Source organism: Mycobacterium mantenii, from assembly GCF_001667865.1.
GTDB lineage: Bacteria > Actinomycetota > Actinomycetes > Mycobacteriales > Mycobacteriaceae > Mycobacterium > Mycobacterium mantenii_A.
In genome coordinates, this window is sequence record NZ_LZJP01000120.1 from 1 (window position 1) to 16,552 (window position 16,552).

A 16,552-nucleotide genomic window follows, 5' to 3' on the forward strand; every position below is an offset into this window, starting at 1 on the left:
GTCACCGAGGGGCTGCCGCGGGGCTCGTTCGACACCATCATTCTCAACTCGGTCGTCCAGTACTTCCCCAACGCCGGATATCTCACCGAGGTCATCGACAACGCCATGGAGCTGCTGGCCCCCGGCGGGACATTGTTCATCGGCGATGTGCGTAACCACAGCCTGCAGGGCGCGTTCCAAACCGGAGTCGCGCTGGCGCGCACGACCACTGACGACGTTGCCGAGATCCGCCAACGGGTGTACCGGGCCATGCTCGGCGAACCCGAATTGCTGCTGGCCCCTGAGTTTTTCACCACCTGGGCCGCCGAGCGCACGTCGGTGGGCGGAGTCGGTATCGAAGTCAAGCGTGGCTCGGGCGACAACGAGCTGACCCGGTACCGCTACGACGTCAGCATCCACAAGACGCCCACAGCGGTTCGTTCACTGGCCACTGCACCTGCCTGGCCGTGGACGCGGTGCGCAGGCTTGAGCGGGTTGCACACCGAGTTGACAACCCAACGTCCCGCCACCGTGCGCGTCACCGGTATCCCTCGCGCGGGGGTGATCACCGACGTCGAGATTGAACAGGAGCTGGCCGCGGGGCTGCCCTTGGCCAAGGCGCTGACCCAAGCCGCCGGCGCCGGTGCTGTTGTCCCCGAAGACCTTTACCGCCTGGGTGAGGCCGCCGGCTACAACGTCGCGGTCACCTGGGGCGCTCAACCCGGCACCTTGGATGCGGTCTTCATCGACGCCACCGGTACGGACGCCGATAGCACCCCACCGCTGACCGATCTGTACCTACCCCCCGCGGGGGCGCACCACCGCACCACCTACACCAATGACCCCGACACCAATACCAAGGTGAGTGCGGTCCGGCAGTGGATGAGCGCGCGGTTGCCCGATTACATGGTGCCGACACAGATCGTGGTGCTCGACGAGTTCCCGCTGACCTCCTCGGGCAAGATCGACCGAAAGGCGCTGCCGGCACCGGTATTCGCCGCTACCGCCTTCCGGGCGCCGCAGACCGATACCGAGAAGACCGTCGCCGAGGTGTTCGGCGAGGTGCTGGGGGTGGATCGGGTCGGACTCGATGACGACTTCTTCGCCCTCGGTGGGGACTCGTTGATCGCCACCCGGGTGACCGCGCGGCTGCAGTCTGCGCTGGGCAGGGACGTTTCGGTGCGGTACCTGTTCGACGCGCCCACCGTGGCCGGGTTGGCCGAATGGATCACTGCACATTCGGGGGAACGGGCGGGGACGCAATTGACGGCCCAACAACGGCCTGCGGTGGTGCCGTTGTCTTACGCCCAGCAACGGTTGTGGTTCATCGACCAATTCCAAGGCCCTTCGCCGGTCTACAACATGGCGGTGGCGCTGCGGTTGAGCGGGCGCCTTGATGCCGAGGCGTTGGGGCTGGCGCTGGCCGATGTGGTGGGCCGCCATGAGAGCTTGCGCACCGTGTTTGCCGCGTCTGAAGGGATACCTCAGCAGGTGGTGGTGCCCGCCGAGCGCGCCGACTTCGGTTGGCGGGTGGTTGATGCCATCGGCTGGTCTGCGGACCGGCTGGGTGAGGACATCGGCGCGGTGGTGGGTCACAGTTTCGACCTGGCCGCCGAGATCCCTTTGCGGGCAGGGGTTTTCCGCGTTGGCGAGGACGAACACGTGCTGGTCGCCGTGGTGCACCACATCGCCGCCGACGGCTGGTCGATCGCCCCGCTGGTGCGGGATCTGGGGCTGGCCTATGCCAGCCGGTGTGCGGGGCAGGCCCCCAACTGGACGCCGTTGCCGGTCCAGTACGCCGATTACACGCTGTGGCAGCGTGAACAGCTAGGTGATCTCGACGACGGTGGCAGCCGCATCGCCGCGCAGGTGGGCTACTGGCAAGAGGCCCTGGCCGGGATGCCCGAGCGGCTGCAACTGCCCACCGACCGGCCTTATCCGCCGGTGGCCGATCACCGCGGCGCCAGTGTGATAGTGGACTGGCCGGCCGAGCTGCAGCAGCGGGTCGCAAGAGTGGCCCGCGAGCACAACGCGACCACCTTCATGGTGATGCAGGCCGCCCTGGCGGTGCTGCTCTCCAAGATCAGCGCCAGTCCTGATGTGGCAGTGGGTATTGCGACCGCCGGCCGCGGCGACCCCGCGCTCGATGAGCTGGTGGGATTCTTCGTCAACACCTTGGTGTTGCGGCTCGACCTGTCCGGGGATCCCAGTGTCGCCGAGCTGCTGGCCCGGGTGCGGCAGCGTGGACTGGCCGCCTACGAGCACCAGGACGTGCCCTTTGAGGTACTCGTCGAGCGGCTCAACCCCACTCGATCGCTCACTCATCACCCCTTAGTCCAGGTGATATTCACTTGGCAGAACCTTCCCGGGCAAGTCAATAACCCTGCGGCCCAGCCGGTCTTGGGTGATCTGCAGGTCACGCCGCTGCCGGTGGACACGCAGACCGCCCGCATGGATCTGACATTTTCCCTGGCCGAACGCTGGACCGAGACTGGTGAGCCCGCCGGGATTTCCGGGTCGGTGGAATTCCGCACCGACGTGTTCGACGCCGACAGCATTCGGACGCTGATCGAGCGGTTGAGGCGGGTGGTGATGGCGATGACCGCCGACCCGACGCGGCCGTTGTCGTCGGTGGATCTGCTCGATGCGCCTGAGCACGCCCGGCTGGATGCGATCGGCAAGCGGGCGGTGTTGACCCGGCCCGCGACGGGGGAGTCGATTCCGGCGTTGTTCGCCGCGCAGGTGGCGCGCACGCCCGAGGCGGTGGCGCTGACCTGCGCGGGTCGATGCGTGACGTATCGCGAGCTGGACGAGGCGTCGAACCGGTTGGCGCACCTGTTGGCCGCGCACGGCGCGGGCCCGGGACAGTCTGTGGCACTGCTGTTTTCCCGGTCGGCTGAGGCGATCGTCGCGATTCTCGCGGTGCTGAAAACCGGGGCGGCGTATCTGCCGATCGATCCGATGGTGCCGGATGCGCGGATGCAGTTCATGGTGGCCGACGCCGCGCCGATTGCCGCGGTCACCACTGCGGGGTTGGCCGAGCGGCTAGGGGGCTGTGACGTCCTTGTCATTGATGTCGACGATCCCCGCATTGCCGCACAACCCACCACCGCGCTGCCGGAGCCCGCGCCCGATGACCTCGCGCACATCATCTACACCTCCGGCACCACCGGTGTGCCCAAGGGGGTGGCGGTCACCCACCACAACGTGACCCGGCTGTTCGACTCGCTCGATGTCGGCCTAGAGCTTGGGCGGGGACAGGTCTGGACGCAATGTCACTCCTATTCCTTTGACTACTCGGTCTGGGAGATCTGGGGTGCGCTGCTGTTTGGTGGGCGGCTCGTGGTGGTGCCCGAAGCGGTGACGCGGTCACCGGACGACTTCCACGCCCTGCTGGTCGCCGAAAAGGTCAGCGTGTTGAGTCAAACCCCGTCCGCCGTGGGGGTTCTCTCGCGCGACGGGTTGGACTCGGCGACGTTGGTGATCGCCGCTGAGCCCTGCCCAGCCGAGGTGGTGGACCGCTGGGCGCCGGGACGGGTGATGATCAACGCCTACGGCCCGACAGAGACCACGGTGTACGCCACGATCAGCGCGCCGCTGACACCCGGGTCGGGCGCGGTGCCGATCGGCTCACCGGTGCCGGGCGCGGCGTTGTTCGTGCTGGACGGGTGGCTGAACCCGGTGCCTGCCGGTGTGGTCGGCGAGTTGTATGTAGCCGGTACCGGTGTGGGCGTCGGGTATGTGCGCCGGGCCGGGTTGACCGCGTCGCGGTTTGTGGCCTGCCCCTTCGGGTCGCCCGGGTCGCGGATGTATCGCACCGGCGATCTGGTGTGTTGGGGTGCCGACGGACAGCTGCAGTATCTGGGGCGCGCCGACGAGCAGGTCAAGATCCGCGGGTATCGCATCGAACTCGGTGAGATTCAGGCCGCACTCGCCGGGCTGGACGGGGTGCAGCGGGCGGTGGTGATCGCCCGCGAGGACCGCCCCGGCGACAAACGCCTGGTGGGCTACATCACCGGCACGGCAGACCCGGCCACGGCGCGTCGCCAGTTGGCCGAGCGGCTACCTGCCTACATGGTGCCGGTCGCGGTGATCGTGTTGGACGAACTGCCGCTAACACTCAACGGCAAACTCGATACTCGCGCCTTGCCGGCACCCGAATACCAAGATGCCGGCGGCGGGTATCGGGCCCCGGCCACACCCACCGAGGAGATCCTGGCCGGCATCTACGCCAAGGTGCTGGGACTGGAGCGCGTCGGGGTCGAAGACTCGTTCTTCGACCTTGGGGGAGACAGCATTTCGGCGATGCGGGTGGTCGCCGCGATCAACAAGGCATTGGATGCCGGCCTTGCGGTGCGCACCATGTTCGACGCCCCGTCCGTGAGAAGTTTGAGCCGGCGGCTGGGCAAACACGCCGACGCGGCGGAAGTAGTCCCCCTCGAGGTCCTGAAGGCGGGCACGGGCGTTCCGCTGTGCTGTATTCACGATGGTTTCGGGCTTAGCTGGTCGTATCGGGCCCTGGGCGATTACTTGGATTGCCCGATTATCGGGATTAACCAACTCCCGCAAGATGGCGAAACCGAACCCGAATCCATTCGTGGCATGGCGGCAAGCTATGCAGACAGGCTCCAGGCCATTTATCCCGACGGGCCCTACAATCTTCTCGGATGGTCTTTTGGGGGCGTCGTCGCGCACGAGGTCGCAATCGAGCTTCAGCGACGCGGGTGCGAAGTCCAACACCTTGTGCTGCTCGACGCTGCATTCATCGCCAGCAAGCTCATCACAAGATTAAGCGCCAAGCGAGTCAAGGTCGTCGCTAGAAATCAAGCTCTGGTGCAGGGTCAAGTCCTTGAATACATCCTGCGCGCCAATTGCATAGATGTTCCGGCGCAGTCCGGTCCACTTACCTATGCGCAGGCCGAGGAATTAATCCACCAACGAGACGCAGGGGAGTTCGTTCTTCCGCCAAGGCAGCTGTTGGAGTTCATGGTGAAAAGCTTTAATGCAAGCCAGTCGTATCTCCTGCAACACACACCTGAGGTGTTTGTTGGCGATATGGCCATATTCTCCGCTGCACGAAATGGCAACGAGCACGGTCTCGGCCCGAGGTCACGCTGGCGAGGGCCGCGAATCCGGTTGGCTACCCGGTCACACCTGCGGAGTTGGCGACCTCACGTTGCCGGCGACATTACAGAGCGCCCGGTCGACTGCACCCATTACGAGATGCTGACCGCCAGATCGCTCGCTCTCTATGGTCAACAACTCAAGCGTTTATTAGAACCGTAAGGAATCGCGTTATGTTCTCTAGCGCTCGGGGCAACGCAATTTCTGAACGAAGGCGATGCTCAATTGATCCGGTATTTGGCGGCGGCGCGGTCCACCTGTCTCCAGGGTTGCGAAGACCAATCCAATGCTCGGTACAAAATTGTTTCAATCGCGCACTGGCCAGGCGATGCCTGACTTCTGGCTCAACGGTTCAACCGGCAAGTGTTCTCGGGAGTTTCTGATGCAATACCTTGATTTCACCGATGTCGTTCAGATGTACTACACGGAGGTCGACAAGGGGGACGTTGACGGGATCATCGCGCTGTTCGAAGTCGACGCCGAGTACTCGCGGCCCGGCTATGCGCATCTGAACGGAAGGGACGCGATCAGGTCCTTCTACGTGGATGGCCGCATCATCGAGTCGGGCAAGCACAATATCGAATCGATCGTTTTTGATTCCGGAACAGTGGCCGTCGAAGGGAGCTTCGAGGGCACCGTGCGTGGGGGAAAGGCCGCCGACGCCAGGTTTGCCGACTTCTTCCGGCCCGGACCAAACGGGCTGATAAAGAAGCGGTGCACGTATTTCTATGCGCCACTGATATGAAAAATCGACCGATATCGTCAGGCGGAGCAAAATGTCGATAGCCAGGGAAGCGGAGCCTATGTCCGAGGTTTTTCGGATCGATGTCTCCCCATCGCGAATATCGGACGCTGAGCGGGCCGAGATTTTGGCCGACCCAGGGTTCGGCCGTTTCTTCTCCGACCATATGTCGATTGTTTGCTGGGACGCAGACAACGGTTGGCATGGGGCGGCCGTAACAGAACTCAGACCGTTCACCATTCACCCGGCATGTAGCATGCTCCACTACGCGCAAGGCGTCTTCGAGGGCTTGAAAGCTTATGGTCGAACAGACGGCAGCATTTGGTTGTTCAGACCGCTGCTCAACGCTCGCCGCTTCCGCCAATCGGCTGCGAGGTTGGCTCTTCCGCAGTTAAGCGACGACCTTTTCCTCTCGAGCCTGATTTCGCTCGTGCAAGTGGACCGTGCGTGGGTGCCAACCGATGACAGAGAATGCAGCCTGTATCTTCGGCCATTCATGTTCGGCGCGGAAGAGGGGCTCACCGTTCGGCCAAGTCAGCGCGTGACCTATGCAGTTATCGCGAGCCCGTCAGGACCGTATTTTCCAGGCGGAGCCAACGGAATGTGGCAGTGGGTGGGAAAGTACCCTCGCGCCTGGGCGGGAGGCACCGGAAGTGCCAAATTCGGCGGCAACTATTCGTCGAATCTCCTGGCGGAAATGGAAGCTCAGGAGCATGGCTGCGATAACGTGCTGTTCCTCGACCATGATGGCTATGTCCAGGAATCCGGCACGATGAACGTATTCGTCATCACTTCTGACGGGGAGCTCGTCACTCCAAGCTTGGGAACCATTCTAGAGGGGGTTACACGGGCGAGCATGCTTTCGCTGGCGCCGGCCCATGGGTTGGCCCCGGTCGAACGACAAATCCCGTTCGGCGAATTAAAAAGGGATTGCATCTCTGGCAAAATACGCGAGATCTTCGCGGTGGGCACCGGGGCGGTGGTGAACCCAATCGTTGGGTTCAAGGGCCCGGAGTGTGAATTTATTGTGGCCGACGGTGCGCCGGGCCCGCAGAGCCAAGCACTGCGCACCCACCTCCTCGACATTCAATACGGCCGGCGAGATGACCCGTTCGACTGGATGGTTGAAATCCCGTTACCGAACCACCGTGCCGCTCGAGAGGGGAGTTGACCCGTATGGCTACCACGGACTTCGACATCGACACCATGCCGCGCGGCGGACCGGACGCGTCGTGGCTGGATCGGCGGCTGCAGACCGATCGCCTGGAATACCTCGACCGCGACGACGTCGACCACCTGAAACGAAAAGTGGTCCGCTCCATGGAGCGCGTCGGAAGGATTTTCGGTGTGCACAAGGCGTTGGCGCGCATCACGCTCGACGAGGTGGCGGACATACCCGACCCCAAGATTCTCGAACTCGGCGCCGGCCACGGGGAGCTGTCACGAGCGCTGCTGGAGATGCATCCCACCGCCCACGTCACGGTCACCGACATCGAGCCCACGTCGGTGGCCGCCATCGCCGCCGGTGACCTGGGCAAGCACCCGCGCGCGGAGGTCCGCGAGATGGATGCCACCGCCATCGACGCGCCCGATGGGCGCTACGACCTCGCCGTCTTCGCGTTGTCGTTGCATCACCTGCCACCGGCGCAGGCCTCTCGGGTGTTCGCAGAGGGAACGCGCGTCGCAGACAAACTGCTGATCGTCGATTTGCGGCGCCCGCGCCCGCTACGGCACCTCACGAAATTGGCGGTGAGGCTGCCATTCACACCGGTGAGACCGGTACAGCACGACGGGTTCATCAGCTCGCTGCGCGCCTACAGCCCCTCGGCGCTGCTGGCGCTTGCCCGCCACGCCGATCCGGCGATCACGGTCGAGCTGCGCGGCGGCCCATTCAGACCCCAGATCGCGCTGGCCAGCCGGCTGCGCAGCCGTCAGTGAAACTCTGTCCTGAGGTGGCCCGATCCGGAGGTAACTCGACATGGTCGGCGCGACAACGGGTTACGACGTCATCGTGGTCGGATTGGGCGGTATGGGAAGTGCCGCCGCGTATCACCTTGCGTCCCGGGGATGCCGGGTGCTCGGCCTGGAGCGGCATGAGCCCGCGCATGACAAGGGATCCAGCCACGGTGGGTCTCGGATCATCCGCCAGGCCTATTTCGAGGACCCCGGTTATGTTCCGCTGTTGCTACGGGCCTATGAGTTGTGGGAGAAGCTCGCTGCCGATTCTCAGTGCGACGTTTACCGACTCACCGGGGGCCTTCTCATCGGGCCACCGGACAGCCTGATCGTTGCCGGTAGCCTGCGTGCCAGCCGCCAATGGGATCTGCCGCATGAGTCGCTCGACGCTGCCGAGATCACCGCCCGGTTCCCGAACTTTCGCCCAGGCCCTGAGGATATCGCGGTCTACGACGCGAAGGCTGGGTTCGCGCGACCTGAGCTGACGGTGCGTGCACACCTTGAAATCGCCGAAAAAGCCGGGGCCACATTGCAATTTGGTGAGTCCGTGCTGCATTGGAGCCAGACCGCTACGGGTGTGCGGGTCGTTACCGCTCACGGGACGTACACCGCGGGACGGTTGGTGATCTGTCCGGGCGCCTGGGCTCCCCAGGTGCTCGGTGAGTTCGGCATTCCCATCCAGGTGGAACGTCAGGTGATGTACTGGCTAGACCCCGCTGGCGGCGCTTCCGCGTTCGAGGCTCACCCCGTCTTCATCCACGAGAATTACTCCGGCACACACATATACGGCTTCCCGGCGCTCGACGGACCGCGGGGCGGCGTGAAGGTCGCCTTCGCTCGCAACGGGACCGCCTGTACGCCGGAGACCATCGATCGGGTGGTGCACGAGCGGGAAATCAGCGAGATTCAGGCGCGGGTGGCCGAGGTGTTGCCGGCGCTGGCGGGCAAGTGCGTGCGCGCCGCGACGTGCATGTACTCCAACAGTCCCGACCGGCACTTCGTGATCGGGCGCCACCCGCAAAGCGCCGACATCATCATGGCGTGTGGATTCTCCGGGCACGGCTTCAAATTCGTTCCGGTAGTTGGCGAGATCCTTGCCGACCTTGCCATCGACGGAGCCACCGACCACCCCATCGCGTTGTTCGACCCGCTGCGACCGCGCCCCGCATGACCGCCACAACGCGGCAGGCCGGGCTCCTAGCAACAGCTCAGAAGGTGCCCATGCCCTTGGCGACCAGCATGACCCCAACCACCACGAAGATGGCTACCACGATCAGCCGAGTGCGGGGCCGCACCCAGTCGTGCACCACTCGCAGTACCGCCTGGGTTTTCGCCGGCATCACCAGATAGCTGACGAGAATGATCTCGACAACGGCGAGCATCCCGACAACGAACGCGATGGCGGCGCTCACCTGCATGCCGATCGCGGCTCCCGAGGTCGCAATGGTAGTGAGCACGAATAGAAATGGGGAGGGCGGCGGCCCCGATATGAGGCCGACCACGAACGCGACCCATAAGGATCCGCCTTCCCACGCATCGCGGGCGCGCCCGGGCAGCCGCCGGATTGCAGATCCTTTGTCCGCCGGCGCATCATTCCCGCGGTCCAGCACCATGACCGACGTGCCGCCGTTTGCTCTGGGCAGCTGCGCCCGCTGACGCGCCGAGGAGCGAGCCGTCATCAGCGCGGCCATCGACAGTGCGAACAGACCCAGGCCGATTTGGAAGTACCGGACGGACGCGCTCGCCTCCGATCTCGGCGTGGCCAAATCATGCGCGAGATGTGAAAACTCTGGCGTGAAGTGCAGCACCAGCAGCGGAACCAGCAGATAGGAACCGGTCGTTATCAAGCAACCGATCCAGTACACGAACAAGTTTTGCGCGGGACGTGACCGCGAGATGATCAGCAGGATAAAGCCGAAACGCAGGGGATCGAGAGCGGTCAGCAGGGCGACCACCGGCACTGAGCTCCACATGGCCGGAACGGTACCTCGTCGGCTCTTTATCTGTTGGCTCTTTTGAAGCCTTCCCCGTCGAATCCCGCCCCGGGGCATGCTCACAACGTCGCGGGATACCCGCGAGGCCGCATCCTCGCGTAACAGCCGAAGCCGGTGGTGTCGACGAAAAATGCTGTTGCAGAACGTAATCCGCACCAGCACGCTAATTTCGATCGAGTAAATTTCTGCCGCTGCGGAAGCCATTACTCTATTTACTGGCGTCCACCACTCAATGCACGCGCATCGGCTACTCTACCCGCTTCATAAGCCGGACAACAGGATTGAAACCCATAACGCTCTGGTTCATGCGATTGGTCGGACCGTTCAGGGCCATGACCACAAATAGTTAGCGCACTGAACTGTTCGACCGTGCCAGAGCGAAATTTGGAGGACTGGTGAGTATCAATCTGTTCGACGACGACGGTATGCAGCGCTCGCCTTCGACCGATTCTTCGCCCCCGGTCGCCACCACATCTGTCACTCCTGTTGCCGTGATCGGCATGGCTTGCCGGCTACCCGGAGATATCAACTCGCCGGAGCGGTTGTGGGAAGCGTTGATGCGCGGCGATGACCTGGTTACCGAGATTCCGCCCGACCGGTGGGACGCCGACGAGTATTACGACCCCGAGCCGGGTGTGCCGGGCCGCTCGGTGTCGCGGTGGGGCGCATTCATCGACGACGTCGCGGGCTTCGACCCCGAGTTCTTCGGGATCAACGAGCGGGAGGCGATCGCGACCGATCCGCAACACCGGGTGCTGTTGGAGACCTCCTGGGAGGCCATGGAACATGCCGGCCTCACACGGGAGCGCATCGCCGACTCGCGGACCGGCGTGTTCATGGGGTTGACGCATGGCGACTACCAATTGCTGGCCGCAGACGCACACACCGTGGAGCGGGCGTATGGCTTTTCCGGCAACAGCTTCAGCCTCGCCTCCGGACGCATCGCCTATGCCCTCGGCATACGGGGTCCCGCGCTGACGGTAGATACCGCGTGTTCTTCCGGCCTGATTGCGATACACCTGGCCTGCCGCAGCCTGCACGAGGGAGAAAGCGACCTTGCTCTGGCCGGTGGCGCCAGCCTGGCGTTGGACCCAAGGAAATTCTCCGCGGGGTCGGCTGAGGGGATGCTGTCGCCGACCGGACAGTGCCACGCCTTCGACGTCGCGGCCGACGGGTTCGCACCCGGCGAGGGCAGTGTAGTGGTGTTGCTCAAGCGGTTGGCGGACGCGCAACGCGACGGCGACCGAGTCCTGGCGGTGCTGCGCGGGACCGCGGCCAATCAGGACGGGCATACCGTGAATATCGCGACACCGTCGGAGACCTCCCAGACAGCGGTGTACCAGGCGGCGTTAGCCGCCGCGGGTGTGGACGCCCGCACGGTCGGCATGGTTGAGGCGCACGGGCCTGGCACCCCGGTTGGTGACCCCATCGAATACGCGAGCCTCGCGAACGTCTACGGCATCGACGGCCCCTGCGCGCTGGCGTCAGTGAAGACCAATTTCGGGCATACGCAGGCGGCCTCCGGAGCGCTCGGGCTGATGAAGGCGATCCTCGCGCTGCAACACGGTGTGGTTCCACGGAATCTGCACTTCACCCACCTGCCCGATGAGCTTGCCAAGATCAATACGAAACTCTTTGTGCCGCAGGAGACCACACCGTGGGTCACCAACGGGCACCACCCACGACGGGCGGCGGTCTCGTCGTACGGGCTGTCGGGAACCAACGTGCACGCCATCGTGGAACAAGCACCCCCCGAAGCCGCTGTGCCCGAAAGCGTCTCAGCCGAACCGTCGACCACCGAGCCACTGCTGTTCCCTCTGTCGTCCACCTCGGCCGACGAACTGCGCCGCACCGCCGGCCGGCTGGCCGACTGGGTACAAGCACATGACGATCTGGTGTTGCCTGATCTGGCCTACACCTTGGCGCGTCGGCGCGCGCACCGCCCGGTACGAACCGCCGTCATTGCCGACGACCGGTCCGAGCTCGCAGATGCCTTGCGCGAGGTTGCCGACGGCGACACTCCATACCCGGCCGCGGTCGGACAAGACGACCGTGGACCGGTCTGGGTGTTCTCCGGACAGGGTTCGCAATGGGCTGCGATGGGTGCAGACCTGCTGGCGACGGAACCGGTGTTCGCCGCCACCGTCGCACAAGCCGAGCCGGTGATCGCCCACGAGTCCGGGTTCTCGGTGACCGAGGCGATCTCGGCGCCGCATGTCGTGACCGGTCAAGACCGGATCCAGCCGACGCTGTTCACCATGCAGGTCGCGCTGGCCGCCACCATGAGGTCCTACGGAGTCCGCCCGGGCGCGGTCATCGGGCACTCTCTCGGCGAGGCCGCCGCGGCTGTCGTCGCGGGCGCACTGTCGCTGGAAGACGGGCTGCGTGTTATCTGCCGCCGCTCGCGGCTGATGTTCCGCGTCGCCGGTTCCGGCGCCACGGCATCGGTAGAATTGCCTGCGCAGCAAGTGCTTTCGGAGCTGACGGCCCGCGGTATCAACGACGTCGTGGTGGCGGTGGTGGCCTCGCCGCAGTCCACGGTGATTGCCGGCGCCGCGCAGACGGTGCGTGACCTTGTCGCGGCCTGGGAGCAGCGGGACGTGATGGCGCGCGAGGTCCCCACCGACGTCGCCTTCCATTCACCTCAAGTCGATCCGATCATGGACGATCTGACCGACGCACTATCGGATATCAGCCCGATGACGCCGGAAGTTCCCTTCTACTCGGCGACCCTGTTCGACCCGCGCGAGCAGCCGGTGTGCGATGCCAGATATTGGGCGAACAACATGCGCCGTATGGTGCGGTTCGCCACGGCGGTGCAGGCTGCTTTGGAGGACGGCTACCGGGTCTTTGCCGAACTGGCGCCGCACCCACTACTTGTCCGCGCTCTCGAGCAGACCGCCCGCAGTCGCGAGATGCCGATGGCCGCTCTGGCCGGTATGCGCCGCGAACAAGCGCTTCCGCACGGGCTGCGTGGCTTTGTGGCGGATCTGCACAGCGCGGGCGCCGCGGTCGATTTTTCCGTGCTCTATCCGAGTGGGCGGCTGGTGGACGCGCCGCTGCCGACCTGGACGCACCGCCGGCTGTGGTTGAGCGGCGCCGGTCAGGACTCCCCGGCACATGGCGGTTGCACCGTTTCGGTACATCCACTGCTGGGCTCGCACGTGCACTTGCAGGAGGAACCGGAACGCCACGTCTGGCAGGCCGAGGTCGGCACCGCCGCCCAGCCCTGGCTGGCCGATCATTGCATTCGCGACGTACCCATGCTTCCGGGTGCCGCTTACTGTGAGATGGCGCTGGAGGCCGCCCGTACCGTGCTGGGCGACGCGGCTGAGGTTCGTGACATCAGCTTCGAGCAGGCGCTGCTGCTGGATGAGCAGACCACGATCTGCGCCTCGGGTTCGTTGTCGTCGCCGGGCGTTGTCGACTTCACCGTCGAGTCAGATCAGGGCGGCGAACAAGCGCGGCATGCCGTGGCGGTCCTCCATGCCGCAGACGACGAGCAGCCGCCTGCGCACTACGTGTCCGCGCTACTTGCCGCGCATCCGGGTTGCGATGATGGCGACGAGGTGCGCAAGCGCATGGACGAGCGTGGCGTTCACTACGGTCCGGCGTTCGCCGGTCTCGGTGCCGTGCACACCGGCGACGGGACCGGCACCGTGCTGGCCGAGGTCGCGCTACCCCGTCAAATCCGTTCGCAGCAAGACGCTTACGGCGTGCACCCCGCACTGCTCGACGCCTGTTTCCAGTCCGTTGAAGCTCATCCGGACGTCCAGGCGCTGGGCGAGGGTGCGCTGGGGTTGGTGTTGGGTATCCGTCGGCTCCGCTCCTACGGTTCTGCCCGCACCGCGCACTACTGCTACACCCGGGTGACCAAAGCCGATAGTTCCGGGGTCGAGGCCGACATCGACGTGCTCGATCAGCACGGTCAAGTTCTGCTGAGCGTTCAGGGGCTGCGCTGCGGCACCGGGGCTTCCGGGACCGGGCGCGACGAACACGTGCTGGCCGAGCGGCTGCTGACCATCGAATGGCGGCAACGGGAGTTGCCCGCGGTGGAATACGTCGACGCCGGAAACTGGCTGTTGATCAGTACCACCGCCACCGCGGACGTGGTCGCGACCACGTTGACCGACGCCCTGAAAAGCCATGGCGCGCAATGCACCACCATGTGCTGGCCGCTGCAGGCGGTCCATACGTCCAACACGGAGCAGCTCAGGGATCAGCTTCGTGACGGTGGATACGCCGGTGTGGTGATCCTCAGCGGACCGAAAAACGGCAACCCCGACGACCAGGCTCCGCTGTTGGGCCGCGAGTACGTGGAGCATCTGGTGCGCATCACGCGCGAATTGCCGGAGATTCCAGGAGAGCTCCCGCGGCTCTACGTCGTCACGCGCAGCGCCCAGCAAGTGTTGGCCGGCGACGTGACCAATCTGGAACAGGCCGGGTTGCGAGGTTTGATGCGGGTGATCGGCACCGAGCATCCGCATTTGCGCCCCACCCAGGTCGATGTCGATGAGGCCATTGACGCCGAACAGCTGGCGCAGCAACTGCTCGGCGGGTCGGAGGAGGACGAGACCGCCTGGCGAAATGGCGCCTGGTACACGGCACGGTTGTACCCGGCTCCGCTGCTCCCAGAGGAGCGGCAAACCACCATGGTGGACCTCGAGCAGGACGGGATGCGTCTGCAGATTCGTACGCCCGGTGATCTGGAGTCAATGGAACTCGTTGCCTGCGATCGGGTTCCGCCAGGACCAGGCCAGATCGAGGTCGCGGTCAGCGCGTCCAGCATCAACTTCGCCGACGTGCTGGTCGCCTTCGGCCGCTACCCCGCCTTCGAAGGGCGCCTGCCGCAACTGGGCACCGACTTCGCCGGCGTGGTGACCGCGGTCGGACCCGACGTGACCGACCACAAGGTGGGCGATCACGTCGGCGGCCTGTGCGCCGATGGTTGCTGGAGCACGTTCATCACGTGCGACGCGAGCCTGGCGGTCACCCTGCCGGCCGGCTTGACGGACGAGCAGGCGGCCGCCGTGACCACCGCCCACGCCACCGCTTACTACGGCCTGCACGACCTGGCGCACATCAAGCGCGGCGACAAGGTGCTGATCCATTCCGGAACCGGTGGGGTGGGACAGGCGGCAATCGCCATCGCCCGCGCCGCCGGCGCCGACATCTTCGCCACCGCCGGCAGCGAGGAGCGCCGACAATTGCTGCGCGACATGGGCGTTGAGCATGTCTACGATTCGCGGAGTCTAGAGTTCGCCGATCAGATACGGAGTGACACCGACGGGTACGGCGTCGATATCGTACTGAACTCGGTTACCGGCGCCGCCCAGCGTGCCGGGATCGAATTGCTGGCGTTCTGTGGGCGATTCGTCGAGATCGGCAAACGCGACATCTACGGCGATACCCGGTTGGGGCTCTTCCCGTTCCGGCGCAACCTCGCGTTCTTCGGTCTCGACTTGGGATTGCTTTCCGCCACCGATCCGGAACGGTTGCGAAACTTGCTGAACACGGTGTACCGGCTCACCGCGGACGGCTCGCTGCCGATCCCGGAGAGCACGCATTACCCGCTTGCCGACGCCGCCACCGCTATCCGGGTGATCAGCGGGGCCCAGCACACAGGGAAACTCGTGCTTGATGTCCCGCACACCGGGCGCAGGCGCGTGACGGTGCCGCCGGCGAAGGTTCGGGTCTTCCGCGACGACGGCGCCTACATCGTCACCGGCGGGCTGGGCGGTCTCGGGCTGTTCTTGGCCGAAAAGATGGCTTCTCCTGGTACGGAACCCGGCTGTGGTCGTATCGTGCTCTCGTCGCGCTCGCAGCCGACCCCCGAGGCGCTGGAGGCGATCGAGCGCATCCGCGCGACCGGTGCCGACGTGGTGGTGGAATGCGGCGACATCTCCGAACCCGAAACCGCGGGGCGGTTGGTGGCCACAGCGACCGCCACCGGGCTTCCGGTGCGCGGCGTGCTGCATGCGGCGGCGGTGATCGAGGACGCCACCCTGACCAATATCACCGACGCGCTGATCGAGCGTGACTGGGCGGCAAAGGTTTACGGTGCGTGGAACTTGCACTCCGCCACCGCTGACCAGCCATTGGACTGGTTCTGTGCGTTCTCGTCGGCGGCCGCGCTGGTGGGCTCGCCGGGCCAGGGCGCCTACGCCGCGGCCAACAGTTGGCTGGACGCCTTCGCCCGGTGGCGCCGGGTGAGAGGCCTACCGGCGACCGCGATCGCCTGGGGGGCCTGGGGCAAGATCGGGGCCGGCACAGCCTTGGCCGAGGGCATGGGCGTGGCTATCGCTCCCGACGAGGGCGCTTACGCGTTCCAAGCGCTGTTACGCCACGACCGCGCCTACACCGGTTACGCACCGATCATGGGCACACCGTGGTTGACCGCTTTCGCCCAGCACAGCCCCTTCGCTGAGGCGTTCCGCGCCATCGGGCAAAGCTCCACGGGCACAAGCAAACTGCGCGCCGAGCTCAGTGAGCTGCCCCGGGAGGAGTGGCCCACCCGGTTGCGGCGTCTGATCTCCGACCAGGTCGGCGTGATCCTGCGTCGCGGCGTCGATCCGGACCGTCCGCTCTCCGAGTACGGCATGGACTCGTTGGGCGCCCTGGAGCTGCGGACCCGTATCGAGACGGAAACGGGGATACGCATCACACCCGCCGACCTCGCGAACGAGAACACCATTCGTGGTATGGCAGGTGTGCTGTGCGACAAGTTGGCGCCCGTGGAGGCCGCCGCCTGATAACC

Annotated in this window: 7 protein-coding genes; 6 read left to right on the top strand and 1 reads right to left on the bottom strand. The window is 65.2% G+C overall.

Annotated features, from left to right (window positions below; genetic code table 11):
* The 5 genes from A5688_RS23090 to solA all read left to right on the top strand — a co-directional run.
* Nucleotides 1-5,265 (top strand): non-ribosomal peptide synthetase (locus A5688_RS23090; RefSeq protein WP_120312586.1); only part of this gene is annotated, 5,265 nt, incomplete at its 5' end.
* Between the two features lie 220 nt (nucleotides 5,266-5,485).
* Nucleotides 5,486-5,848, top strand: a complete 363-nt coding sequence (locus A5688_RS23095) for a nuclear transport factor 2 family protein (protein WP_067828121.1) — start codon at nucleotides 5,486-5,488, stop codon at nucleotides 5,846-5,848.
* A gap of 58 nt (nucleotides 5,849-5,906) precedes the next feature.
* Nucleotides 5,907-7,016 (top strand): branched-chain amino acid aminotransferase, encoded by a 1,110-nt coding sequence (locus A5688_RS23100; protein WP_067914351.1) that lies wholly within the window; start codon nucleotides 5,907-5,909, stop codon nucleotides 7,014-7,016.
* A 5-nt stretch (nucleotides 7,017-7,021) separates the two neighbouring features.
* Nucleotides 7,022-7,783: a class I SAM-dependent methyltransferase gene (locus A5688_RS23105; protein WP_067828073.1), complete on the top strand. Its 762-nt coding sequence runs from the start codon at nucleotides 7,022-7,024 to the stop codon at nucleotides 7,781-7,783.
* 40 nt (nucleotides 7,784-7,823) lie between these two features.
* A complete protein-coding gene (solA, locus tag A5688_RS23110) occupies nucleotides 7,824-8,972 on the top strand; it encodes an N-methyl-L-tryptophan oxidase (protein ID WP_067914336.1) in 1,149 nt (382 codons plus the stop codon).
* A 37-nt stretch (nucleotides 8,973-9,009) separates the two neighbouring features.
* Here the strand turns inward: solA and A5688_RS23115 are convergent, their stop codons facing one another.
* Nucleotides 9,010-9,999: a GAP family protein gene (locus A5688_RS23115; protein ID WP_242660391.1), complete on the bottom strand. Its 990-nt coding sequence runs from the start codon at nucleotides 9,997-9,999 to the stop codon at nucleotides 9,010-9,012.
* Nucleotides 10,000-10,220: 221 nt separating this feature from the next.
* On the opposite strand from A5688_RS23115, the gene pks2 reads away from it, so the two are divergent.
* Nucleotides 10,221-16,547, top strand: a complete 6,327-nt coding sequence (pks2, locus tag A5688_RS23120; protein WP_067828126.1) for a sulfolipid-1 biosynthesis phthioceranic/hydroxyphthioceranic acid synthase — start codon at nucleotides 10,221-10,223, stop codon at nucleotides 16,545-16,547.
* Nucleotides 16,548-16,552: the final 5 nt, after the last annotated feature.

Bases quoted from the DNA above. Each gene is read 5' to 3' on its own strand.
- A5688_RS23100 (WP_067914351.1), top strand. From the start codon at position 5,907: ATGTCCGAGGTTTTTCGGATCGATGTCTCCCCATCGCGAATATCGGAC.
- pks2 (WP_067828126.1), top strand. From the start codon at position 10,221: ATGCAGCGCTCGCCTTCGACCGATTCTTCGCCCCCGGTCGCCACCACA.
- A5688_RS23105 (WP_067828073.1), top strand. From the start codon at position 7,022: ATGGCTACCACGGACTTCGACATCGACACCATGCCGCGCGGCGGACCG.
- solA (WP_067914336.1), top strand. From the start codon at position 7,824: ATGGTCGGCGCGACAACGGGTTACGACGTCATCGTGGTCGGATTGGGC.
- A5688_RS23095 (WP_067828121.1), top strand. From the start codon at position 5,486: ATGCAATACCTTGATTTCACCGATGTCGTTCAGATGTACTACACGGAG.
- A5688_RS23115 (WP_242660391.1), bottom strand. From the start codon at position 9,999: ATGGCTTCCGCAGCGGCAGAAATTTACTCGATCGAAATTAGCGTGCTG.